The sequence below is a fragment of the Micromonospora arborensis genome, from assembly GCF_003205615.1.
Taxonomy (GTDB): Bacteria; Actinomycetota; Actinomycetes; order Mycobacteriales; family Micromonosporaceae; genus Micromonospora; species Micromonospora arborensis.
This window is the reverse complement of sequence record NZ_PYBV01000046.1, coordinates 63932-86176: the sequence shown is the minus strand read 5'-3', so window position 1 is coordinate 86176 and position 22245 is coordinate 63932. Positions and strand designations below refer to the sequence as shown.

The 22245-nt window shown below is 70.0% G+C and carries 22 protein-coding genes; 9 read left to right on the top strand and 13 right to left on the bottom strand.

The features are described from left to right. Window positions 1–4: 4 nt before the first annotated feature. The 7 genes from prcA to arc all read right to left on the bottom strand — a co-directional run bounded on the left by prcA (window position 5) and on the right by arc (window position 8245). Window positions 5–835 (bottom strand): proteasome subunit alpha, encoded by an 831-nt coding sequence (gene prcA, locus C7C45_RS29055; protein ID WP_110567396.1) that lies wholly within the window; start codon window positions 833–835, stop codon window positions 5–7. 61 nt (window positions 836–896) lie between these two features. Further along, window positions 897–1736, bottom strand: coding sequence for a proteasome subunit beta (prcB, locus tag C7C45_RS29050; RefSeq protein ID WP_184186933.1), 840 nt, complete (start codon window positions 1734–1736; stop codon window positions 897–899). Then, window positions 1655–2341: an endonuclease VII domain-containing protein gene (locus C7C45_RS29045; RefSeq protein WP_110567392.1), complete on the bottom strand. Its 687-nt coding sequence runs from the start codon at window positions 2339–2341 to the stop codon at window positions 1655–1657. The genes prcB and C7C45_RS29045 overlap by 82 nt, the downstream gene beginning before the upstream one ends. Before the next feature lie 20 nt (window positions 2342–2361). Then, complete coding sequence (locus tag C7C45_RS29040; protein WP_030332902.1) at window positions 2362–2577, bottom strand: ubiquitin-like protein Pup; 216 nt, start codon at window positions 2575–2577, stop codon at window positions 2362–2364. Between the two features lie 104 nt (window positions 2578–2681). Then, a complete protein-coding gene (gene dop, locus C7C45_RS29035; protein ID WP_110567390.1) occupies window positions 2682–4199 on the bottom strand; it encodes a depupylase/deamidase Dop in 1518 nt (505 codons plus the stop codon). A gap of 109 nt (window positions 4200–4308) precedes the next feature. Beyond that, complete coding sequence (locus C7C45_RS29030) at window positions 4309–6321, bottom strand: DUF998 domain-containing protein (protein WP_110567388.1); 2013 nt, start codon at window positions 6319–6321, stop codon at window positions 4309–4311. Between the two features lie 139 nt (window positions 6322–6460). Beyond that, the gene (arc, locus tag C7C45_RS29025) at window positions 6461–8245 is read right to left on the bottom strand and encodes a proteasome ATPase (protein WP_110567386.1); all 1785 of its coding nucleotides are present in this window, start codon (window positions 8243–8245) and stop codon (window positions 6461–6463) included. Window positions 8246–8423: 178 nt separating this feature from the next. Between arc and C7C45_RS29020 the strand changes: the two genes are divergently transcribed. Continuing rightward, window positions 8424–8717 (top strand): ferredoxin, encoded by a 294-nt coding sequence (locus tag C7C45_RS29020; protein WP_110567384.1) that lies wholly within the window; start codon window positions 8424–8426, stop codon window positions 8715–8717. 52 nt (window positions 8718–8769) lie between these two features. Here C7C45_RS29020 and C7C45_RS29015 read toward each other — a convergent pair whose 3' ends face one another. The 3 genes from C7C45_RS29015 to C7C45_RS29005 are packed head-to-tail and all read right to left on the bottom strand — an operon-like array spanning window position 8770 to window position 11538. Further along, window positions 8770–9342, bottom strand: coding sequence for a hypothetical protein (locus C7C45_RS29015; RefSeq protein ID WP_110567382.1), 573 nt, complete (start codon window positions 9340–9342; stop codon window positions 8770–8772). A gap of 46 nt (window positions 9343–9388) precedes the next feature. Further along, on the bottom strand, window positions 9389–10387 hold the full coding sequence (locus C7C45_RS29010; protein ID WP_425271181.1) for a tRNA (adenine-N1)-methyltransferase: 999 nt from the start codon (window positions 10385–10387) through the stop codon (window positions 9389–9391). Next, the gene (locus tag C7C45_RS29005; protein WP_110567381.1) at window positions 10384–11538 is read right to left on the bottom strand and encodes a site-2 protease family protein; all 1155 of its coding nucleotides are present in this window, start codon (window positions 11536–11538) and stop codon (window positions 10384–10386) included. Before C7C45_RS29005 ends, C7C45_RS29010 begins: the two co-directional genes overlap by 4 nt. A gap of 77 nt (window positions 11539–11615) precedes the next feature. Between C7C45_RS29005 and C7C45_RS29000 the strand changes: the two genes are divergently transcribed. From C7C45_RS29000 to C7C45_RS28985, 5 genes are all read left to right on the top strand, one after another. Then, the gene (locus C7C45_RS29000; protein ID WP_110567379.1) at window positions 11616–12533 is read left to right on the top strand and encodes a RecB family exonuclease; all 918 of its coding nucleotides are present in this window, start codon (window positions 11616–11618) and stop codon (window positions 12531–12533) included. A gap of 75 nt (window positions 12534–12608) precedes the next feature. After that, the gene (locus tag C7C45_RS34260; protein ID WP_167454867.1) at window positions 12609–12767 is read left to right on the top strand and encodes a hypothetical protein; all 159 of its coding nucleotides are present in this window, start codon (window positions 12609–12611) and stop codon (window positions 12765–12767) included. Beyond that, entirely contained in the window at window positions 12764–13450 is a 687-nt protein-coding gene (locus C7C45_RS28995; protein ID WP_110567377.1) for a response regulator, read from the top strand. Before C7C45_RS34260 ends, C7C45_RS28995 begins: the two co-directional genes overlap by 4 nt. A 354-nt stretch (window positions 13451–13804) precedes the next feature. Then, window positions 13805–14572 (top strand): ABC transporter ATP-binding protein, encoded by a 768-nt coding sequence (locus C7C45_RS28990; RefSeq protein WP_110567375.1) that lies wholly within the window; start codon window positions 13805–13807, stop codon window positions 14570–14572. Further along, on the top strand, window positions 14572–17127 hold the full coding sequence (locus tag C7C45_RS28985) for an ABC transporter permease (RefSeq protein ID WP_110567373.1): 2556 nt from the start codon (window positions 14572–14574) through the stop codon (window positions 17125–17127). The genes C7C45_RS28990 and C7C45_RS28985 overlap by 1 nt, the downstream gene beginning before the upstream one ends. 63 nt (window positions 17128–17190) lie before the next feature. Here C7C45_RS28985 and C7C45_RS28980 read toward each other — a convergent pair whose 3' ends face one another. Further along, window positions 17191–17853 carry an HAD family hydrolase gene (locus C7C45_RS28980; protein ID WP_110567443.1) on the bottom strand — a complete coding sequence of 221 codons (663 nt, stop codon included), beginning with the start codon at window positions 17851–17853 and terminating at the stop codon, window positions 17191–17193. A gap of 120 nt (window positions 17854–17973) precedes the next feature. Beyond that, entirely contained in the window at window positions 17974–18717 is a 744-nt protein-coding gene (locus C7C45_RS28975) for a neutral zinc metallopeptidase (protein WP_110567371.1), read from the bottom strand. A gap of 167 nt (window positions 18718–18884) precedes the next feature. Here C7C45_RS28975 and C7C45_RS28970 point away from each other — a divergent pair, with 167 nt between their 5' ends. After that, window positions 18885–19247, top strand: coding sequence for a hypothetical protein (locus C7C45_RS28970; RefSeq protein ID WP_110567369.1), 363 nt, complete (start codon window positions 18885–18887; stop codon window positions 19245–19247). Window positions 19248–19795: 548 nt separating this feature from the next. Next, window positions 19796–19969 (top strand): hypothetical protein, encoded by a 174-nt coding sequence (locus C7C45_RS34570; RefSeq protein WP_208641425.1) that lies wholly within the window; start codon window positions 19796–19798, stop codon window positions 19967–19969. Window positions 19970–20165: 196 nt separating this feature from the next. On the opposite strand, the gene C7C45_RS28955 is transcribed toward C7C45_RS34570, so the two are convergent. After that, complete coding sequence (locus C7C45_RS28955; RefSeq protein WP_110567365.1) at window positions 20166–21188, bottom strand: aldo/keto reductase; 1023 nt, start codon at window positions 21186–21188, stop codon at window positions 20166–20168. An 88-nt stretch (window positions 21189–21276) separates the two neighbouring features. On the opposite strand from C7C45_RS28955, the gene C7C45_RS28950 reads away from it, so the two are divergent. Then, window positions 21277–21882 (top strand): TetR/AcrR family transcriptional regulator, encoded by a 606-nt coding sequence (locus C7C45_RS28950; protein ID WP_110567364.1) that lies wholly within the window; start codon window positions 21277–21279, stop codon window positions 21880–21882. Window positions 21883–22245: the final 363 nt, after the last annotated feature.

Below are 22245 nucleotides of genomic sequence, written 5' to 3'. Positions count from 1 at the left end.
GGGGCTACTTGCCGTCCGCCGGCTTGTCCTCCAGGTCCGCGGACGCCGCCGACGTGGTCGGCTTGTGCGACTCCGTGGTCGGCTGCGCCGGCGTGTCGGGGCCACCCGCCTCCGCCGACTGCTCGGCGGCGGACACATCCCCGTCCAGCAAGGCGGTCAACGCCGCGCCGGTGATCCGGCGGAACGTACGCCCAACGCGGTGGCGGTCCAACACCGCCACCTCCAGCTGGTTGGCGGCGATCGTCCGAGCAGCGCCGCCCTCACCACCAACCGTGCTCAACGCCTGCACCGCCACCCGGGCCGCCTCGGCGAGGGACATGTCCGCGCGGTGCTGCGACTTCAGCACACCGGTGATCGCCTCGGCCTGGCCACCCATGGCCATCCGCCCCGGCTCGTCGTTGACCGAGCCGTCGTACGTCAGCCGGTACAGCTCGTCGTCGTCCGCGGTGGCCCCGACCTCCGCCACGCAGATCTCCACCTCGAACGGCTTCGACTGCTCGGTGAAGATCGCACCCAACGTCTGTGCGAACGCGTTGGCCAAGGCCCGACCGGTGACGTCACGCCGGTCGTAGCTGAGCCCGTTCAGATCGGCCATCCGCACGCCGGCCCGGCGCAGATTCTCGAACTCGTTGTACCGGCCGACCGCGGCGAACCCGATCCGGTCGTAGATCTCGCTGACCTTGTGCAGGGCGCTGGAGAGGTTCTCCGCGACGAAGAGCACCCCGCCGGAGTAGCTGAGGACCACGGCGCTGCGGCCCCGAGCGATGCCCTTGCGGGCCAACTCGGAGCGGTCGCGCATGATCTGTTCGGGCGAGGCGTAGAACTGCATGGCCACGGCGGCGGTTCTCCTTACGGCGCGGTGCTGGCGACTGCTGACTGGTGGGGGTGGACGGGGCTCAACCGCCCGGGTTCTCCATCCGGCTGGCGACCACGCCCTCGGCGATCGCCGCCGTCTCGGCATCGGTCAACCGGCGGGTGCCCTCGGCGGTAGCGGTCATCACCACCGGATAGATCCGGCGGGTCAGGTCCGGTCCGCCGGTCGCGGTGTCGTCGTCGGCCGCGTCGTAGAGCGCCTCGACCGCGAGCCGGGTGGCATCGTCGACCGACAGGCCGGCCCGGAAGCGCTTCTTCAACGCCGACTTCGCGAAGAGCGAGCCGGAGCCGATCGCGTCGTAGCCGGTCTCCTCGTACGGGCCACCGGTCACGTCGAAGCTGAAGATCCGCCCGGCCCTCTCCGGGTCGGCACCGGCCAGGTCGAAGCCGGCGAAGAGCGGCACCACGGCCAGCCCCTGCATGGCCGCGCCCAGGTTGCCCCGGATCATCGACGCCAACCGGTTGGCCTTGCCGTCCAGCGAGAGCATCGCGCCCTCGATCTTCTCGTAGTGCTCCAGCTCCACCTGGAACAGTCGCATCAGCTCGATCCCGATGCCCGCGGTGCCCGCGATGCCGACCAGCGAGTACGCGTCGGCCGGGTGCACCTTCTCGATGTCGCGCTGAGCGATCAGATTGCCCATGGTGGCCCGGCGGTCGCCGGCCATCACGACGCCACCGGCGGCCGAGATGGCCACGATGGTGGTCGCGTGCGGCGCCAGGTCGGCTGCCATGCCCGGCGGCAGCGGCCGCCGACCGGGCAGCATCTCGGGAGCCACCCGACTCAGGAACGTCGTGAAGGAGGACGTCCCCGCATTGGTGAACACATCTGGTAGACGCCCGGATGGATCAAAGCCCGCTGCCACGTGGTTCCTCTCAGGTACGTGATCGCCCTGGCCAGCCTCATGGGACTGTCACGGAACTGGCCAAGACCACCGTTGCAGTTGAAGCAGAGTATCCCGCGCACCCATCCGGTGCGATGATCGTGGTCCAGATGTTGCGGGTCCGCGCCACCACAGATCGCGCAGACCCCGCCCTGCTCGGCCAGGAGCTCCTGAAACTCCTTCTCCCCCACGCCGTACCGCTGCCGTAGGTGGTACTCGCGGTTGCCCCCGTACAGCCGGTCCTTCGTCGCTCTGGTCTTGCTGTTGTGGCAGGGCTTGCAATAGGTGGCGTATCCGGAGGTATCCGCACGGTTACGGGGGAAGGCATCGAACGGCTTGACCGCATCGCAAGCCGGACAAAATTTATGCCCCTCCGGCACGACTCGACCTAGGCGCACCTCACGGTCGAACTTTGCCTTCACCCGACGCGCATAGCTTGCCTTGGACCGCTCATTGAAGCAGGGCTTGCAATAGCTGCCCCGCCCATCCGGCCGTTTAGAGCCGGCACAGAACTGATCGAGCGGCTTCCATTCGCTGCAATCTCGGCAGCGACGGAGCCCGTCACGATCATCGTTGACTCGACCCATGTCCGAATTACCCTATATGTCTACTGACCTCCTTTTTGTACGTAGCCTCGCACAAATTCCTCTGCGTTTTCTTCGAGGACGGAATCGATCTCGTCGAGGAGGTCGTCGACGTCCTCGGTGATCTCGGCGTGCCGCTCGGCCACCTCGGGGTTGGCCTCGGTGGTGACGTCCTCGATTTCCTCGCCCTGACGGGACTTGCCGGACTGCGACTGGCCGCCGCTGTCATGAGTGGCCATTGCTGCCTCCTCCACGATCGTCTGCGATGAACTTACCTCGCGCGGGCGACGAAAAGCCCGCCGCGCGCCGGCTTGCGGCACACGACGGGCATTCGTACGGGTGTTCAGCGCCCGGTCAACGTCTCCAACAGGTCCTTGGCGCTGGCGCAGCGGTCGAACAGTGCTCCAACATGCGCGCGAGTGCCACGCTCCGGCTCCATCATCGGCACCCGGACCAACGACTCCCGGCCCACGTCGAAGATCACCGAATCCCAGCTCGCCGCCACCACCTCGGACGCGTACTGGGCGAGGCAGCGGCCGCGGAAGTAGGCCCGGGTGTCCTCCGGCGGCTCGGTCATCGCGGTACGGGTCTCGTCGTCGGTGAGCAGCGTCTTCATCGCCCCCCGGCTGACCAGGCGATGATAGAGGCCTTTCTCCGGCCGTACGTCGGAATACTGCAGGTCGACCAGTTGGAGCTTGTGCGCGCCCCAGCCGAGCTTCTCGCGCTCCCGGTAACCCTCGAGCAGCCGCAGCTTGGCCACCCAGTCCAACTCGTCGGCGCAGAGCATCGGGTCGCGGCCGAGCCGGTCCAGGACGCTCTCCCAGCGGTCCAGCACGTCGACGGTCTGCTCGTCGGCGTCGGTGCCGTACCGGTCGTCGACAAAGGACCGGACCCGCTCCAGGTACGCCCATTGCAGGTCCAGTGCGGTCAGCCGGCGACCGTCGCGCAGTCGCATGCGGTGCGACAGGCTGGGGTCGTGGCTGACCGCGCGCAGCTCGCTGACCGGGTCGGCGATGCCGAGGTCGGCGCCGAGCGCCTTCTCCTCGATCATGTTGAGGATCAGCGCGGTGGTGCCGACCTTGAGGTAGGTGGAGATTTCGGAGAGGTTGGCGTCGCCGATGATGACGTGCAGCCGGCGGTACTTGTCGGCGTCGGCGTGCGGCTCGTCGCGGGTGTTGATGATCGGCCGCTTGAGGGTCGTCTCCAGGCCCACCTCGACCTCGAAGAAGTCGGCGCGCTGGGAGATCTGGAAGCCGCTCTGCCCGCCGTCCTGGCCGATGCCGACCCGGCCGGCACCGCAGACGATCTGGCGGGTGACGAAGAACGGCGTCAGGTACGCCACGATGTCGGCGAACGGGGTCTGCCGGCGCATCAGGTAGTTTTCGTGGGCGCCGTAGCTGGCACCCTTGTTGTCGGTGTTGTTCTTGTAGAGGTGGATCTGCTGGCTGCCCGGGATGGTGGCGGCGCGGCGCGACGCCTCGGCCATCACCCGCTCGCCGGCCTTGTCCCAGCGCACGATGTCCCGGGGGGTGGTGACCTCCGGGGTGGAGTATTCGGGGTGGGCGTGGTCGACGTAGAGGCGCGCACCGTTGGTGAGTATCACGTTGGCGAGGCCGAGGTCCTCGTCGGCCAACGCCTCGGCGGGGTCGTAGGCCGCTCCGGAGTAGGTGAAGCCGCGGGCGTCGCGCAGCGGCGACTCTTCCTCGTAGTCCCAGCGGGCTCGCCCGCCCCGGTTGAGTTCTGGGCGTGCCCCATAGGCGTTGACCACCTGTGATGAGGTGACCATCGGGTTGGCTCCGGCCTGTCCGGGCACGGAGATGCCGTACTCGACTTCGGTGCCCATGATCCGACGTACCGTCATGCGACCACTCGCTTCGCTCGCCCCTGGAGCCGGCGTACCCGCCGCTCACACCATCGAGACTAGTCTGCGCGGTCGCCTACCGCGCAGCCCTGCCGGCGGCGCGGCGTGGTTACGGTGCCGTGGTGGCGTTGAGTGGCACCACGGTCAGGCCTGCCCGCAGGGACGGGTTCGCCGTGAGGATTTCGTCGATGGCCTGCTGGACGACCGGGTCGGCCACCAGGAGCCGTAGTGGGCGGGGGCTACGACGCAGGATCTGCGCGGTCCGGGAGGGCTCGGCGAAGGTGGAGAAGTAGATGCCCGATTCGGTCTGGCCGGTGGTTCCCTGAAGAGCGGAGAGGAAGATCGACTCCCGATAGCTCTCGGTGCCCACCTTGTCGACGACCAGTGTGACGGTGCCGGGGATCGCCGGGTACGCCTGGGCGGCGGTGTTGGTGACCAACGCGGGACGGGTGACGGCCCGAAGGTCGCGGTGTGCCCACTCCGTCGCCCAGGTGCTGTTGCTGCCGCTGCGGTGGAAGTAGCCGCCGGTCCCGCCGACCACGCCGGTGCCGACGAGCACCGCGAACGTCACTAGGGTGGCGGTGGCGGCCGCGGGCAGGGCGGCGGTGATCGGGCGGCGCCGTGGCTCGGCATCGGTGCTCTGGGCGGGCACCGGCAGCAGTCGGGCGAGCGCGGCGGCGCCCACGATGAACACGAGGATGAGCAGGTGGGCGGTCTTGCCGAAGTAGTACGCGGGTCGGCTGCCGTGGGCGAGGTTCACGGCGGCCATGCTGGCGCAGAAGAGCAGGGCGACGGTCACCACGGCGAGGTAGCGCCGCCAGGTGGTTTCACCGAGGTTCGTTCGGGCGAGGACGGCGGCGAGGACGAGCGCACCGAACCCGAGAGTGGTGGTGACTGTGGCAACGGGCCGTACGCCGCTGGGGGCCGCGAGCGCCTCGCTCTGTCCGGCGACGAAGACGCCGATGACTGCGACGAGTGGGGCGAGCGCGGCGGTGAGGACGGCGACGATGGTGGCGGTGCCGGGGCGGGCGCGCAGCCGACGCCGGTCGGCGATCAGCCAGCAGAGCACCATGGCGCCGGCCGGTAGGAGGAAGAGGTAGTAGCTGAAGCCGATGCCGATCAGCAGTGCTCCGACGAGGACGAGTTGTTCGCGCAGCCGGTGCAGGGGGCGGGCGATCAGGGCAGTGAGGATCGCCGCGAGGCTGAGGCCGAATGTCTCGCCGGGATAGCCGGCGACGAGCAGTCGGGGCAGTTCGGTGCCGAGGATCAGCGCGGTCACGGCGATGGTGAGGACCAGCCGGCGCAGTGGGTGCAGCGGGCCGGCGACGTGATGGGTGGCCCAGATCAGGGCGAGGACCAGCAGCGCGAATGTGGCGAGGCTCCAGAAGATGTAGTGGTCCATCAGGGCCGGTCCGGTGGGTGTGTCACCGGGGTTCTGGACGCCGTCGAGCAGGGCGATGGTGAGGTGCCAGCCCTGCGGGTAGTGGATCAGGCCGGAGAAGATGTGCTCACGGGCGGCGTCGGGGTCGATGAAGAGGTAGCCGCCGAGTCGGCCGATGACGTCGAACAGCGCGGGGTGGCGGGCGTTGTCTTCGCCGGTCATGGCGAGGTTGAGCCGCTGACCGAAGCCGTTGGCCTGCAGGTAGGGGGTGGCAAGGTAGCCGGCGGCGAGTGCCGTGGCGGCGAGCGGAACCAGGTCGGACCATTTGGGTGGGGGCAGTTGGGGGGCGCGCCGGGACAGCATGGAGGCCAGGGCCAGTGCGGTGAGCGTGCACCCGCTGACCGGCACCGGGTGCAGGCCCCAGGGCCAGACGGTGAAGAGCAGCCCAGCGGCGCAGGTGAGGCCGGCGAGCAGGGCGAGGGCGAGCACCACGCGGTCGAGCAGGTTTCGGCCGGAACGCAGCAGGCTGGCCGTGCCGAGCAGGATCACCGGGGGCAGCAGCCACCCGGCGTGTACGGCGTTCGCGGCGACCGGTAGGAGCCAACAGGCGAGCAGCACGGCCAGCAGCGCGCCGAGACGCGGATGCCAGCGGGCCGGCGGCGTCGGGGGCCCGGCGAGCGGATCCCGAGGGTCGGTGCCATCCGGTGCACCTGGCACCGGCGAGGTCGGCTGGGCGCGCACGGATGGCCTCGTTCGGGTAGGCAGGGGAATCGCCGCGGACTAGCTGGCACGGGCTCAGCGGTTGGCGCGATCGTAACGGACCCGTGGCGGGACGCACGCAGCGGCGGCACCGGACGAGTCCGGTGCCGCCGCTGGCCGATCAGAGGTACTGGCCGGTGTTGCTGGCGGTCTCGATGGACCGGCCGGCCTCAGCGCCCTTGCCGCCGGAGACGAGCGTGCGGATGTAGACGATCCGCTCGCCCTTCTTGCCGGAGATGCGGGCCCAGTCGTCGGGGTTGGTGGTGTTGGGGAGGTCCTCGTTCTCGCGGAACTCGTCGACGCAGGAGTCGAGCAGGTGCTGCAGGCGCAGCCCCTTGCGACCGGAGGTGAGGAACTCCTTGATGGCCATCTTCTTGGCCCGGTCGACGATGTTCTGGATCATCGCGCCGGAGTTGAAGTCCTTGAAGTAGAGGACTTCCTTGTCACCGTTGGCGTAGGTGACCTCGAGGAAGCGGTTCTCCTCGGTTTCCGAGTACATCCGCAGCACCACGGCGTCGATCATCGCCGCGACGGTGGCCTGGGGGTCGGCTCCGTGCTCGGCCAGATCGTCCGGGTGCAGGGGCAGCCCGGAGAGGATGTACTTGGAGAAGATGTCCTTGGCCGCTTCGGCGTCCGGTCGCTCGATCTTGATTTTCACGTCGAGCCGACCGGGGCGCAGAATCGCCGGGTCGATCATGTCTTCCCGGTTGGAGGCGCCGATGACGATGACGTTCTCCAGCCCCTCCACGCCGTCGATCTCGCTGAGCAACTGCGGGACGATGGTGTTCTCCACGTCGGAGGAGACACCGGAGCCGCGGGTCCGGAAGATCGAGTCCATCTCGTCGAAGAACACGATCACCGGGGTGCCCTCGCCGGCCTTCTCCCGTGCTCGCTGGAAGATCAGCCGGATGTGCCGCTCGGTCTCGCCGACGTACTTGTTGAGCAGCTCGGGGCCCTTGATGTTGAGGAAGAAGCTGGTGTGCTTCTCCTTGCCCTGCCGTTCGGCGATCTTCTTGGCCAGCGAGTTGGCCACCGCCTTGGCGATGAGCGTCTTGCCACAGCCGGGCGGGCCGTAGAGCAGGATGCCCTTGGGCGGACGGAGCTGGTGCTCACGGAACAGGTCCGCGTGCAGGAAGGGCAGCTCCACGGCGTCCCGGATCTGCTCGATCTGCGACTGGAGGCCACCGATGTCGCCGTAGTCGACGTCGGGCACCTCCTCCAGGACCAGCTCTTCGACCTCGCTCTTCGGGATCCGCTCGTACGCGTACGCCGAGCGGGGCTCGATCATGAGCGAGTCGCCGGCGCGGATCGTCGAGCCGATCAGCGTCTCGGCGAGGTGCACGATGCGCTCCTCGTCGGAGTGCGAGACCACCAGCGCCCGGTCACCCGGCCCGCCACCCGGTCCCTCCAGGATCTCCTTGAGCATCACCACCTCGCCCACCCGCTCGTATCCGAACGCGTCGACGATGTTGAGCGCGTCGTTGAGCAGGACCTCCTGACCGCGGCGCAGTTCGGCCACGTCCAGTGAGGGCGAGACGGAGACCCGCAACTTGCGGCCGCCGGTGAAGACGTCCACCGTGCCGTCCTCGTGCTTGGCCAGGAAGACGCCGTAACCACTTGGCGGCTGTGCCAGCCGGTCGATCTCCTCCTTGAGCGTCACGATCTGCGTGCGAGCCTCCTTGAGGGTGCTCACCAGCCGGTCGTTGTTCTCGGTCAGCCGCGCCAACTGTGCCTGGGTGGCCGCCAGCCGCTCTTCGAGCTGCCGGACGTGTCGGGGGCTCTCGGTCAACTTACGCCGCACCAGAGCGAGTTCCTCCTGAAGGAACGCGACCTGCGTGGAGAGATCGTGGGCTTCCTTCTCCCACCGTGCGGCGCGCGAGTCCGCGTCGTCGCTGCGTGCTGCCACGTCCCACCTCCCCGGGGGGCTTGAACGTTCTGCCCTAACACTAGCCGCTATGAGGCCGATTCGGTCCCATGCAACACCCTCGTCACCGAACCTTGATCGCCAAGGGTGGCCCGACGGGCCGGTACCGGCGTTCGGGTACCGTCGGACCGTACGACGCGAGAACATGGGGGGTGCACTGATGGGCGAGGTCGCGACCGATCAGCTGCAGGTCTGGGTGGACCAGGATCTGTGCACGGGCGATGGGCTCTGCGTGCAGTACGCACCGGAGGTTTTCGAGTTCGACATCGACGGCCTGGCGTACGTCAAGGGCGCCGACGGTGAGCTGCGGATGACGCCGGGCAGCCGCGTCGACGTGCCCGAGCACCTGCGACTCGAGGTGATCGACTCCGCGAAGGAGTGCCCGGGCGACTGCATCCACGTGGTGCGCGGCGACGGTGTCGAGGTCGCCGGCCCGGACGCCGAGGAAGACTGACCGACCCGCCGGCCGGGCCACGCGGCCCGGCCGGGCCAGATCGGGGTACGCCTCAGAGCATCGGACGGCCGACCACCGAGGCGACCAGTCGCGCGAACTCCTCCAGCCGGGCGATCTGCCCGGCCCCGCCGTCGTCGAGGGTCTTGCCGAAGCGCAACGCGTCGTGCCGTGGCGTGCCGACCATCTCCTCGCTCGGCGGTGCCTCGTCCAGTGAGGTGAGCAGCAGGTAGACGTCGATGCTGTCGACCCGGATCTCGCCGCTGTCGGAGCGGTTGAGCCGCCGCCGGCAGCCGACCTCGGTGACGGTGGAGACCGGGACCACCCGCAACGACGAGGTCATCGAGCCCGGCGGGCCCTCCTCCGGCGGTACGTCCTCGCCGTGCCAGAGGATCAGCCGGCTGCCGTCGCAGACGACGACCTCCTGCCACACGCCGTTGACCTCGTTGACGAAGCGTTCCAGGGTGAAGCCGAGGACCGACGCGCCACGCAGCACGCCACCGAGCGCCTCCAGGGCGACGTCCGGGTCGCGCAGGTAGGCCCGCGCCGCCGACTCCAGATCCTGGTAGGGCGACCAGTCGGGAAAGACCGCGGGGAGATCACCGCCGCCGTAGCCCGGTCGGCTCATGCCAGCGCCTCCCCCTGCTCGGCGGTGCCGGCGCCCAGCTCGTTGGTCACGGCCTGTCCATCTCCCCCGTACCGTTGGGCTGCGGATCCGCCACCTGGGCGGCGGCCTGGCGGGCCGCCTCCGCCGCGCGCAGGTCCTGGCGGCGCTGCGCGTACGCCTCGGTGCCCTTGCTGGGCTTTCGCCGACGCGGCGGCGCGGTCACCCCGGGGGCCAGCTTGCGCGCGGACACCAGGAACGCGGTGTGCGCGATCATCCGGTGATCCGGCCGGACGGCGAGGCCCTCGGCGTGCCAGTCGCGCACCAGGGACTCCCAGGCCCGCGGCTCGGTCCAGCCGCCGCGCTCGCGCAGCGCCTCCACCAGCTCGGACAGCTGCGGCGTGGTGGCGACGTAGCCGATGAACACCCCACCCGGCACCAGCGCCCGCTCGACCATGTCGAGAGTTTCCCAGGGAGTCAGCATGTCCAGGATGATCCGGTCGAAGCCGGTCTCCTGGCACTGCGCGACGTCACCGACGTGCAGGTGCCACGACGGGTGCGGCCCGTTGAAGAACGCCTCGACGTTGCGCTTGGCGATCTGGGCGAAGTCGTCACGCACCTCGAACGAGTGCAGCTCGCCTTCGGTGCCGACGGCCCGCAGCAGGGAGCAGCTCAGCGCGCCGGAACCGGCGCCGGCCTCGAGGACCTTCGCGCCGGGGAAGATGTCGCCCATCGCGACGATCTGCGCCGAGTCCTTCGGGTAGATCACCTGGGCGCCGCGCGGCATGGACAGCACGTAGTCCGACAGGAGTGGCCGCAGGGCGAGGAACGCGGTGCCACCACCGGAGGTGGTCACCACGCTGCCGTCGGGGAGCCCGATCAGCGCGTCGTGCGCCAGGATGCCGCGGTGGGTGTGGAACTCCTTGCCGGGCTCCAGCGTCACGGTGTGCATCCGCCCCTTGGGGTCGGTCAGCTGGACCCGGTCGCCGGGCCGGAACGGCCCACGGTGCACGGGTGTCAGCGCCGGGATGGAGGGGTCGGCTCCGACGGTGGAGGGAGTTGCGGTCACGGTGTCATCTTCCGGTTGGGTTCGAGGAGCTGGGCGAGGTCCGCGATGTGCAGAATGCCGACAACATCTTCGCCTGACGTCACCACGTACTGCGCGCCCGGGTGGGTCTGTACGGCGTCCATCACCCGCTCGCCGTCCAAGCCGACCGGCAGCGCGGGAAGTGTGCCCAGTGATCGGGCCACGGCGTCCACCGCCAGCCACGGTCGGCGTTCGACGGGCACCGCGTCGGCGGCGGCCGGGTCGACGAGCGCCACCGGCCTCCCGGCGGAGTCGGTGACCAGCAGGGGCGAGCCGGGCTGCCCGCCTTCGGCGCGTCGGCGCTGGGCCTCGGCCAGGGGCGTGCCGGTGGCCACCGGCCAGACCGGACGGGCGAGGCGGGCGAGGTCGATCAGCGGGAACCGGCGGCCGACCCGGGCGGCCCGGATCGCCTGCCCGGCGCCGCGCCAGAGGGTGACGGCGACCAGCAGCATCAGCGGCAGCGCCAGCGGCGCCAGGTAGTCGGCGAGGGTGAGCAGTAGGACCAGGGCCACGGTGCCGCCGGCGACGACACGTCCGGCCCACCCGGCGACCTCGGTGCCGAGGTGCCGGTCGCGGGTCATCCCCCACACCGCCGCACGTAGCGCCCGGCCGCCGTCGAGCGGCAGGCCGGGCAGGCTGTTGAACACCGCGACGATGACGTTGCTGACCGCGAGCTGGAAGGCGAGTTGGTGGACCACCGTCCCCTCGGGCAGGGCGATCGTGGCGGCGACCGCGAGGACGCCGAGCACCGCGGAGACCGCCGGGCCGGCCAGCGAGACCAGCAGGTCGACGCGGGGGGACGGGGCGTCCCGGTCCATCTCGGTGTAGCCGCCGAGCAGTTCCAGGGTGATTCCGCGCACACCGATGCCGTAGCGCCGGGCGGTGAGGGCATGGCCCAGCTCGTGCAGCAGCACCGAGCCGAGCAGCGACACCACGAAGCCGAAGCCGATCAGGTAGCCGCTGATCTGCGGCAGGGCCAGCTGGCGGCGGGCGAACTCGGCGTACAGCACGGCGATGAGCACCGCGAGCAGCACCATGGATCCGTTGAGGTGCAGCGGCACCCCGAACACCCGGCCCACGTTCAGGCCGCGGCGCCGGTCGGGTCGGCGCGGCGGGCGGGATGTCTGCTCCATCGCCACGATGCTACGGACCGTCGCTGTACGGGGCGGGCGGCGGTCGGTGTCAGACCGGTGCCCTAACCTTTGCCGACATGACGGCGGAACCGGTCACCACGTCCCAGCCCTCCTCCTCCCCGGCGCAGGCGCCGCCGACGGTGCGGGCCTCGCTGTCTCCGTCGCGGGCGGCGGATTTCAAGACCTGCCCGCTGCTCTACCGGTTCCGCAGCATCGACCGGCTGCCCGAGCGCACCACTGTCGAGCAGGCCCGGGGCACGTTGGTGCACGCGGTGTTGGAGCGCCTGTTCGACCTGCCCGCGCAGGGCCGCACGCCGGCGGCGGCCGGCGACCTGGTGGCGCCCCAGTGGGACCGGATGGTCACCGAGCAGCCGGAGCTGGCCGGGCTCTTCGACGGGGCGGAGCCGGCCGGGCCGGTGGAGTTCCTCCGCTCGGCCGCCGGGCTGCTGGAGGGCTACTTCGCGGTGGAGGACCCGACCCGGCTGGAGCCGGCCGAACGGGAGAGCCTGATCTCGGCGGTGGTCGACGAGGAGCTGTTGATCCGGGGCTACCTCGACCGGCTCGACGTCGCGCCGGACGGCGCGCTGCGGGTGGTCGACTACAAGACCGGGGGCGCCCCACGGGAGGCGTTCGAGGCGCGGGCGTTGTTCCAGCTGAAGTTCTACGCGCTGGTGCTGTGGCGCACCCGGGGGGTGGTGCCCAGGGTGCTGCGACTGCTCTACCTGCGCGACGCCGAGGTGTTGGACTACACACCGGACGCCGACGAGCTGGTCCGCTTCGAGCGCACGGTGGTGGCCCTGTGGCGGGCGATCGAGCAGGCGACCGCCCGGCAGGATTTCCGGCCGCGGCCGAGCCGCCTCTGCGACTGGTGCAGCCACCAGGCGCTGTGCCCCAGCTTCGGCGGCACCCCGCCGCCGTTCCCGGTCGCGGCGGCGAGCGCCGACCCGCTGCGCGACTCCCGGTCCGCTCCGGTGGTGCCGGGCGCCGACGAGTGACGACTCCCGGGCGACGTTCGCGCCGGGCGCGGTGAGACCGTTCAGGCCCCGATCGCTCGCGCCTGTTGCGCCGTCATGCCCGACACCGATGCCGGAAAGCCGACCGAAGCCGTGCCGTTCCGGTCGGGACAGGGCGACGGGCCGGCCAATACCGTGATCCGCGACGCACCGGCCGGTGTAGGCGAGGATGACCGGTGCGGCGGCACGACGTCGGCGGGACAGGAGACGACATGACCGATCGGGTGGCCCCGGCGCGGCCGGTGCGGATCCTGCTCGCCGACGACCAGCCGCTGCTGCGTACCGGGTTTCGGATGGTGCTGGGCACCGAGGGCGACCTGGACGTGGTGGCGGAGGCCGGTGACGGCCTGGAGGCGGTGGAGCTGTCCCGCCGGCTGCTGCCCGACGTCGTTCTGATGGACATCCGGATGCCCCGGATGGACGGGGTGGCCGCGACCCGGGCGATCGTCGACGCCCGCCTGCCGGTGCGGGTGCTGGTGCTGACCACCTTCGACCTGGACGAGTATGTGGTGGGCGCGTTGCGGGCCGGCGCCAGCGGGTTCCTGGCCAAGGACGTGCCGGCCGAGGAGTTGATCGCGGCGATCCGCACCGTGGCGGGTGGCGACGCGGTGGTGGCGCCACGGATCCTGCGGCGGCTGCTGGACCGTTTCGCCGCGCTGCTGCCCGACCCGACGGCGACGCCGTCGGCGGCGCTCGACGCGCTCACCGACCGGGAACGCGAAGTGCTGGTGCAGGTCGCCCGAGGCCTGTCCAACGCCGAGATCGCGGCAGTGCTGTCGGTCAGCGAGACCACCATCAAGACCCACGTCGGGCATGTGCTGACCAAGCTGCGGCTGCGCGACCGGGTGCAGGCGGTGGTCCTGGCGTACGAGTCGGGGTTGGTCCGCCCCCGGGCGTAGCCCCCGCCGGCCCGAATACCTCACCCGGCGTACTCGAAGATCCCACCCTGGGGTGACGGCCACCGTTGCCGTCGTCACCTACCGTGACCAGAGATGGCTCGGCGCGGTTGACCCTCCTGTGGCGTCAGGAGGGAGCGTCGGGCCGGAGGGGGTACCGCCGGTCGAAACACCGTCCACCGGTCGTCGGGTCAGGGGCAACCCTGATTCGGCATGGGGGTGCACCCGCAGCGGGAAATCCGCGCCGGGTCAACCCGTGGGCGGACGGAACGGGCGTGAGCAGCGCCGATGATGGAACAGTCGTGCCGGACCATCGGGGGGCGGCGCGAATTCGGACAGACGGAAGAGGTAGATGACGTGACCGCGACGGTAGGCCGGCAGGCGCAGGCCGCGGCCCGGGCGAACGACGTGTGGAAGGTGTACGGCAGCGGCGAGGCTCAGGTCATCGCGCTGCGGGGGGTCAGCGCGGAATTCGAACGTGGCCGCTTCACCGCGATCATGGGCCCGTCGGGTTCCGGCAAGTCGACGCTGATGCACTGCCTGGCCGGGCTGGACTCGGTCACCCGGGGGACGGTGGCGATCGGTGAGACGACCGTCACAGGCCTGGGCGACGCGGGGCTGACGAAGCTGCGCCGCGACAAGGTGGGCTTCATCTTCCAGCAGTTCAACCTGCTGCCCACGCTGACCGCCAAGGAGAACATTCTGCTGCCCCTGTCGATCGCCGGGCGCAAGCCGGACCCGGCCTGGTACGACACGGTGATCGAGACGGTGGGTCTGAAGGACCGGCTGGACCACCGGCCGGCGCAGCTCTCCGGCGGCCAGCAGCAGCGGGTGGCGTGCGCGCGGGCGCTGGTCTCCCGCCCCGAGGTGATCTTCGCGGACGAGCCGACCGGAAACCTGGATTCACGCTCCGGCGCGGAGGTGCTCAACTTCCTGCGCGACTCGGTTCGCGAGCACGGCCAGACGATCGTGATGGTCACCCACGACCCGACCGCCGCCGCGTACGCCGACCGGGTGGTCTTCCTCGCCGACGGGCAGATCGTCTCGGAGCTGATCGAGCCGACCGCCGAGACGGTGCTGGACACCATGAAGAAGCTGGACACTCCGGCTGAGGTGGGCAACTGATGTTCCGGGCGACAATGAAGAGTCTGCTGGCCCGCAAGGTCCGGCTGATCCTGTCCGGGCTGGCGGTGGTGCTCGGGGTGATGTTCGTCTCCGGCGCCTTCGTGCTCACCGACACGCTGGGTCGCTCCTTCGACTCGGTCTTCGCCGACGGCTTCTCCGAGATCGACGTGAACGTCGCGGCGAAACCGAAGGTGGAGGTGGGCGAGATGGAGGGCGAGCAGACCGCCTCCCCGCTGCCCGCCACCGTGGTGGACCGGGTCAAGCAGGTGCCGGGGGTGGCCTCGGCGACCGGCATCGTCAACGCCGACGGCGCTCGCGTGATCGGCAGCAACGGCAAGGTGCTCACCTCGTTCGGCCCGCCGCAGTTGGGCGAGAACTGGACCGGCGAGACCGAGCTGATGCAGTTGCGCGAGGGGCGTGCCCCGCAGGCCGAGGACGAGATCGTGGTCAACAAGTCGTTGGCCACCGCGGCGAAGGTGCAGGTCGGCCAGAAGGTCGGGGTACTCACCGCGTTCGAGTCGAAGAAGCGGGACTTCACGCTCGTCGGCATCATGGGTTACAGCGGTAACCGGGACTCGATCGGCGGGGTCAACGAGGTCTTCTTCACCACGCCGGTGGCGCAGCGGCTGATGCTCGGCCAGCCGGACACGTTCAGCAGCATCACCGTGAATGCCGCCGGCGGCGTCTCCGACGAGACGCTGCGCGACGACGTGGCCCGTACCCTGGGCGCGGACTTCGAGGTGAAGACCGGCAAGCAGGTGGCCGCGGACGCCTCGGCCAGCCTGAAGGAGGGCCTGTCCTTCTTCAACAAGATCCTGCTCGGTTTCGCCGCGGTGGCGCTGTTGGTGGGCACCTTCCTGATCCTCAACACCTTCTCGATCATCGTCGCGCAGCGGACCCGGGAACTGGCGCTGATGCGCGCCATCGGGGCCAGCGGTCGGCAGATCATCGGTTCGGTGGTGCTGGAGGCCATCGCGGTCGGGCTGATCGCCTCGGTGCTCGGTCTCGCCGCCGGCATCGGTGTGGGGGCGCTGCTGGCGTTCCTGTTCGGCAAGCTGGCCGGTGGCCTGACCCTGGCCGGGATCGGTGTGCCGGCGGCGGCGGTGATCGGGTCGTTCGCCGTCGGTCTGGTCATCACGGTGGTGGCGGCGCTGCTGCCGGCGCTGCGGGCGTCGCGGATTCCGCCGATCGCGGCCATGCAGGACGTGGCCACCCCGGACCGGCCGCTGACCAAGATCACCGTGACCGGGTCGGTGGTCACCGGCATCGGCGCGCTGCTGCTGTTCCTCGGGCTCAGTGGCAACGCCCGAGGCAGCACGCTGCCCACCATCCTCGGTGGGGTGCTCTTCGCCTTCATCGGCGTGGCGCTGCTGACCCCGCTGATCAGCCGGCCGGTGGTGAACCTGCTCGGCGCGATCTTCTCCTGGTCGGTGCCGGGCAAGCTGGGCCGGCTCAACTCCGGGCGAAACCCGCGCCGCACCGCGATCACCGCCGCCGCGCTGATGGTCGGCATCGCGCTGGTCACCGGCGTCACCGTGATCCTCGACTCGGCCAAGGGCAGCATCAGCGCGCTCGCCAAGGACACCATCAAGGCCGAGTTGGTGATCGCCGGGCAGCAGGGCGGTCCGCGTCCGCCGAGCTTCGACCCGGGTGTGCTGGACAAGGCGAAGGCCCTGCCCGGCGTGCAGATGGTCGACGGCGAGTACGGCGACATGGCGAAGCTCGACGACAAGAGCAGCTGGGTCGCGGCGAGCAGCGACATCACGTCGCTGCGGCAGATCTTCGGCGCGAAGGCCACCGCCGGTGACATCGACCGGCTCGGGCCGACCCAGATGCTGGCCAGCTCGGACACCGCAAAATCCCGGGGCTGGTCGGTGGGCTCCACGGTGAAGGTGCAGCTCAACCGGGGCGAGGCACGGACGTACACGGTCAGCGGCATCTACGAGTCCTCGCAGCTGACCAACCCGGTGACGCTGCCGGTGCAGGCCGCGAAGGACTTCACCATCCCGCAGCCCATCCAGGGCTACATCCAGCTCGCCCCCGGCACCCGGGTGTCCGACGTGCAGCCCCAGGTGGAGGCGCTGCTGGCGGACAGCCCCGAGGTGTCGGTGGCCGACATGGACGCGTTCATCAAGCAGCAGACCGGTCAGCTCGACGGGCTGCTCACGATGATCCAGATCCTGCTGGCCCTGGCCATCGTGATCGCCGTGCTCGGCATCATCAACACCCTGGCCCTGTCGGTGCTGGAACGGACCCGCGAGTTGGGTCTGCTGCGGGCGATCGGCCTGCGCCGGGGCCAGACGATGGGCATGATCACCGTGGAGGCGGTGGTGATCTCCGTGTTCGGCGCGCTGCTCGGCGTGGCGGTCGGCACCGGCCTCGGCGCAGCGGTGGTCGAGGCGCTCAGGGACGAGGGCATCACCGACCTGATCCTGCCCTGGGGGCAGATGGGTGTCTTCCTCGGTCTCGCCGCGATCATCGGCGTGGTGGCCGCGGTGCTACCCGCCATCCGTGCGGCGCGGATCAACGTCCTGGGCGCGATCGCCCACGACTGAGGCAACGGGAAGGGCCCCCGGTCGTGCGCGAGGCGCATGATCGGGGGCCCTTGCCATGTGCTCCTACCGCTGCGGCTGGGCGGCGGCCGGGTCGGCCAACAGCCCGGCGAGCAGGTCCAGGTCCACGCCGGTCAGGCTCTGCACCTGGTGTACGCCGGCGATGTGCCCGAGTGGCACCTCCGCCGGTACGGCCAGCACCGCCGCGCCGGACGCACGCGCGCTGGCCACCCCGGTCGGGGAGTCCTCGATCGCTACGCAACGCTCGATCGGTACGCCCAGCAGCCGGGCAGCGGTCAGGTAGGGCTCGGGGTGCGGCTTGGCGGCGACCACCTCGTCGCCGCAGACCACCGTGTCGAAGTTGTCCCGGCCCAGGGTGTCCAGGGCGATCTCGACGAGCGCCCGCGGGCTGGAGGTGACCAGCGCGGTGGGGATCGCCGCCGCGCGGACCGCGCGCAGCAGGGCGAACGCGCCCGGCCGCCAGCGCAGACCGGAGCGGAACAGCTCCAGGATCCGGGCGTTGATCCACGCCGCGCTGATCTCCGGATCCCGTTCGGGCTGCCCCAGGTCGTCGTGCAGGATACGCATCGACTCGGCCATGCTGGTGCCGATGATCGACCGACGGGCCTCGGCGGAGAGTTCCGCGCCGTACTCCTGCGCGAGTTCCTGCAGCGCGACATCCCACAGCTTCTCGCTGTCGACGAGCGTGCCGTCCATGTCGAAGAGCACGGCGGCAAGGTGTTGGCTGCTCAGCGGATCCTCCAGGGTCGTGGCCGACACCGGCGATCCTGCCAGGCCCCGACACCGCCGAGGACCGCGATGGGCGCCGACGTGATCCGGGCAACCCGCTCAGCCCAGGTCGCAGGCCTCAAGCGAGCGCTCGTAGCCGCGGAAGAACGAGTCGGTCCGCTGCTCGGCGGTGCCGTGCGAGCCCTCCGCGAACCACGGCTGGTCCGGGTCGTCGCCGACCGCCGCCAGCCCCTCGCGGAACTCGTCCAGGTCGCCTTCGGCCAGGGTCAGGGCGCCGGAACGCACCGAGTCGCCGAGGTACGCCCCGGCCATGCAGTCGGCCTGCAACTCCTGCTGGATGGTGAAGCTGTAGTTGATGCCGAGTCGCACCTGGATGCCGTGGGCGTACTCGTGGCCGAGCAGGTAGAACACGAACGCGTCGCCGACCTGGCGGAACGCCCCCACCGACCAGGCGACGTCGTACGCGATGAAGTCGCCCTGCGAGCAGTAGACGGCGTTGTTGCGGGGCAGCGGTTGGCCACCGCAGGACACCTCGCCCGCCCGCTGGTACGGGGTGATCCGCCGGACCGGTTGGAACCGCTGCCCGGACGCCTTGAACTGGGCCGCCCAGTACCGCTCGGCGATCGCCTGCGCGTCGGCGACGTCCTGCTTGAACTCGGCGACACTGGTGGTGCTGTCGGCCCGGGTGGTGTTCGCCCCCGGAGCGGCCTGCGACGCGTCCGGTGCCGGGCGTTCACCCTCCGGCTCGGCCAGCCCACCACCGGCGCAGGCGAGCGACACCAGCGCGGCGATCAGGAGACCCGCCAACGGGCCTCGGGCGTCGCGTCCCGACCGTGCCCCCACTGTGTCCTCCCCTGGCGTCGGTGCTGCGCTGCGCAGTACCCCGACGATACGACCGCCACGCCCACGCACCAGTTTCACGTCCGCTGGCGGCGGATGGTTCACGGCACCCGTGTCGTACGGCCAGAATGACCCGGGGCGGGTGCAGCCGTCCGGCGAGGAGGGTCGTCGTGCACGAGCTGGGCAGCCGCCTTCGACGTCAGCCGGCCCCGCCGCACGTCGTGTGGCGTTCGCTGCGCGACCCGTACGAGGTTGGCAGCCGGCCCTGGCTGGAGCTACGTGACGACGAGGTGCCGCCCCGGGTGCTGGCGGGGTACGCGCCCGTACTGCTGATCTGGTCGTCGCTGTGGCCGCACCGGCCGCTGGACCGGATCCGTTTCGACCTGGTCGCCCACCCGCCCGGCCCGGAGTGCGCGCTGCGGTGGACGCTCACCACCGACGGGGAGGTGCCGAGCGAGAGCACACTCGGGTACCTGCGGCACCGGCTCAACTACCTGATCAATGACCGGCTCCGCCGTTCCTACGGTCAGTGAACCGTCAGCCGCCGGTTTCGCGACCGCGCTGCCAGGTGCCGCCCTGGTCACCGTGTCGTTCGGCCTCGTAGCGCTGCTGCCGGCCGCGGGCATCCCGCCCAGCCGTGCGGTCGTCGCTCCCGCTCCCGCTCCCGCCCACCCCGCGCCCCCGCCAAGCCACAACCCCATACGCGGCAGCAGCCACCGCCGCAAAAACGCCGACCACGACCCCAACCACAGTCATGCCCGCCAACCTAATCCACCCCCACCACCCCACCACCCCACCCATCCCCGTTGATCATGGAGTTATTGCCGCCAATGTCGGCGTGTCGGGGCAATAACCTCATGATCAACGGACCTTCCACGCCGTGGAACGGCAGGTATTGGCGGATATCACGGCTGCTACCAACCCGCTGCACGGAGGACGGATGTCGCCGTTCACCGGGGACTCGTGGCACGTGCGTCTAGGGCGGATCGCCAACTGGGCGGGGGTGCTGCGGTTAGCCGCCCGGGCAGGCGGGTGGGAACTTCGGCCCGTGGTCGGACAACGCCCCGAGCATCCCGCAGGCATGGCGCAGCTGCTGTCCGGCATCTACGCGATCGGCGAGCAGGGCGAGATCTGGATGAAGCAGCTCCTGACCGGCGGGGTGCCACCGGAGCGGGCCGTTGCCCAGGCGGAGAGCTTTCTGACCGGGCCAGGGTCAGGGTCAGTAGAGGATCTTGAGCTGTTCTTCTACGACTGAAAGCAGCGGAAGAGGCACCCGACGGGACGCACTCAACTCGGCGGTTCCGGATGGCGAGCGGCAGCTCCAGCCGTCACGCTGCGTGCCGCGCGGATCGCGGCCAGATGTTCGCACGTGACCTTGCGGTCGAGACGCCGGCGCCCGGATCGTGGCTGATCCGGATGTTTGCTGGTCCAGTAGCGGTGGTGTCCCTTTTTCAGGCAGCGCTGCGTTCGCCGGCCGGTCGGCGACGTAGGGCCGGGTCCAGGACTGGCGGGGGCACGTAGGCCTGGTCGAGGCGGGTGATGTCGGTGCCGGGCGGAACGATCTCGTCGATCCGGTCGAGGATGTCGTCGGTGAGCGCGACGCCGATGCCCCTGAGTAGGTCGTCGAGGTGTTCCATGGTGCGCGCGCCGAGCAGTGTGCTGGTGACGCCCGGGTGCGCGATGGTGAAGGCCATGGCGAGGTGGGTCAGCGGCAGGCCGGCCTCGTCGGCGAGCGGGATGAGTTGTTCGACGATGTCGATGCGGCGCTCGTCGCTGAGGTGTTTGAAGTAGCGCGCGCGGCTCAGGTCGTTCTGCTGACCTTTGCGGACGCGGCCGGTGAGCATCCCCTGCCCGAGCGGGCCCCACACCAGGGTGCCGAGGCCGTAGCGCTGCGCTGCCGGCAGTACGTCGTTCTCGATGCCGCGGTTGAGGATCGAGTACGGTAGCTGCTCGGTGCGGAAGCGTGCCAGCCCGTGCCGTTGGGAAAGCCACTGGGTATCGACGATGTCGATGGCCGGCGTGTTGGACGATCCGATCGCCCGCACCTTGCCGGTGCGGATCAGGTCGGTGAGCGCGGAGAGCGTTTCCTCGATGTCCGTGTCCGGGTCCAGCTTGTGCACCTGGTAGAGGTCGATGTGGTCGGTCTGTAGGCGACGCAGCGAGTTCTCGACCGCGGTCATGATCCAGCGTCGGGAGGTGCCCTGCTGGTTGGGGTCGGTGCCGGTCGGCCTGCCGAACTTGGTGGCGAGCACGACGGTGTCCCGCCGCCCTTTGAGCGCCCGGCCCACGACCTCCTCCGAGTCGCCGTAGACGTCGGAGGTGTCGATGAGGTTGATGCCGGAGTCGAGCGCCTTGTGGATCACTTGGATCGAGTCCTCCGGATCGGAGTTGCCTACCGACGTGGCGAACATCAGCGCGCCGAGTGCGTACGGGCTGACCTTGATGCCGGTCCGGCCCAGGGTGCGGTACTGCATGAGCGTCTCCTAGCGGTATGGTGAGTGAAGCGGAATCTCTTTCCGGAACTATACGGAAAGCTTTTCCGGAAAGGCAAGGAGGACTACCGTGTCCAACGACACCACCGGTTCGAGAACGGGCGCGAGCGCACCGCGCCGGATTCGCACCGACGCGCGCCGCAACGTCGAGGCGCTGCTGGATGCAGCGAAGACGGTCTTCGGCACGTCGGGCGTCGACGCGCCTGCGAAGGAGATCACCGATCTGGCCGGTGTCGGCGTCGGCACCCTCTACCGGCATTTCCCGCAACGCTCCGACCTAATCAAGGCAGTGATCGAGCGCGAGATCGACGCCTGCGCCGATGCGGCGCCTGCACTGGCCGCCGAGCACCCGCCGGGCATCGCCCTCGCGAGGTGGCTCGAACGGCTCGCCGCGTTCGTCGTGACCAAACGCGGGTTCGCCGCGGCGCTGCATTCCGGCGATCCGGCGTTCGACGGCCTCTCCGGCTACCTGATGGAGAAGCTGGGACCAGCGCTGGGGTCGTTGCTCGATGCCGCGACTGCGGCCGACGAAATCCGGGCCGTGGTTAGCTCGCAGGACCTTCTCTACGCGGTCGCGAAACTGTGCGCACCCCTACCGGACGAGGAGCCGGACTACGGCCGCCGCATGGTCGCGCTCCTCGTCGATGGACTACGGTCCATCGACACCCAGCGCTGACCTAACTCGTCATAAGGCATGGCGGATCCGGAGCCGCGGCCGGACACAGTGCCCAGCCGCCCACCCGACTCCCGATGGTTGAGCCGCTTACCGACCGGCATTGCGTGCAGTGTTGTGCGTTCACTCCCGCAGGCGGTCGCAATCGCCCTCAACTCGGTAGATGAGTGCGTGGTCCGCCGGGCCTAGCAGCGCTACCTGAACGCCCGCGCGGACCGCCTGGCGGACCATCCGCCGGGTGACGGAAGGTGACAGGGGGTCAGGGGCTGGCGGCCAGGAAGACGAAGGCGGCCAGCAACACCAGGTGTACGCCGCCCTGCAGCACGTTCGCCCGGCCCGGCACAACGGTCAGCACCGCGGTCACCG

What these genes read in the sequence shown, in the direction of transcription:
- C7C45_RS29045 (WP_110567392.1), bottom strand. Translation starts at nt 2,341, where the DNA reads ATGGGTCGAGTCAACGATGATCGTGACGGGCTCCGTCGCTGCCGAGAT.
- C7C45_RS29040 (WP_030332902.1), bottom strand. Translation starts at nt 2,577, where the DNA reads ATGGCCACTCATGACAGCGGCGGCCAGTCGCAGTCCGGCAAGTCCCGT.
- dop (WP_110567390.1), bottom strand. Translation starts at nt 4,199, where the DNA reads ATGACGGTACGTCGGATCATGGGCACCGAAGTCGAGTACGGCATCTCC.
- C7C45_RS29020 (WP_110567384.1), top strand. Translation starts at nt 8,424, where the DNA reads ATGGGCGAGGTCGCGACCGATCAGCTGCAGGTCTGGGTGGACCAGGAT.
- C7C45_RS29015 (WP_110567382.1), bottom strand. Translation starts at nt 9,342, where the DNA reads ATGAGCCGACCGGGCTACGGCGGCGGTGATCTCCCCGCGGTCTTTCCC.
- C7C45_RS29005 (WP_110567381.1), bottom strand. Translation starts at nt 11,538, where the DNA reads ATGGAGCAGACATCCCGCCCGCCGCGCCGACCCGACCGGCGCCGCGGC.
- C7C45_RS29000 (WP_110567379.1), top strand. Translation starts at nt 11,616, where the DNA reads ATGACGGCGGAACCGGTCACCACGTCCCAGCCCTCCTCCTCCCCGGCG.
- C7C45_RS34260 (WP_167454867.1), top strand. Translation starts at nt 12,609, where the DNA reads ATGCCCGACACCGATGCCGGAAAGCCGACCGAAGCCGTGCCGTTCCGG.
- C7C45_RS28995 (WP_110567377.1), top strand. Translation starts at nt 12,764, where the DNA reads ATGACCGATCGGGTGGCCCCGGCGCGGCCGGTGCGGATCCTGCTCGCC.
- C7C45_RS28985 (WP_110567373.1), top strand. Translation starts at nt 14,572, where the DNA reads ATGTTCCGGGCGACAATGAAGAGTCTGCTGGCCCGCAAGGTCCGGCTG.
- C7C45_RS34570 (WP_208641425.1), top strand. Translation starts at nt 19,796, where the DNA reads ATGGCGCAGCTGCTGTCCGGCATCTACGCGATCGGCGAGCAGGGCGAG.
- C7C45_RS28955 (WP_110567365.1), bottom strand. Translation starts at nt 21,188, where the DNA reads ATGCAGTACCGCACCCTGGGCCGGACCGGCATCAAGGTCAGCCCGTAC.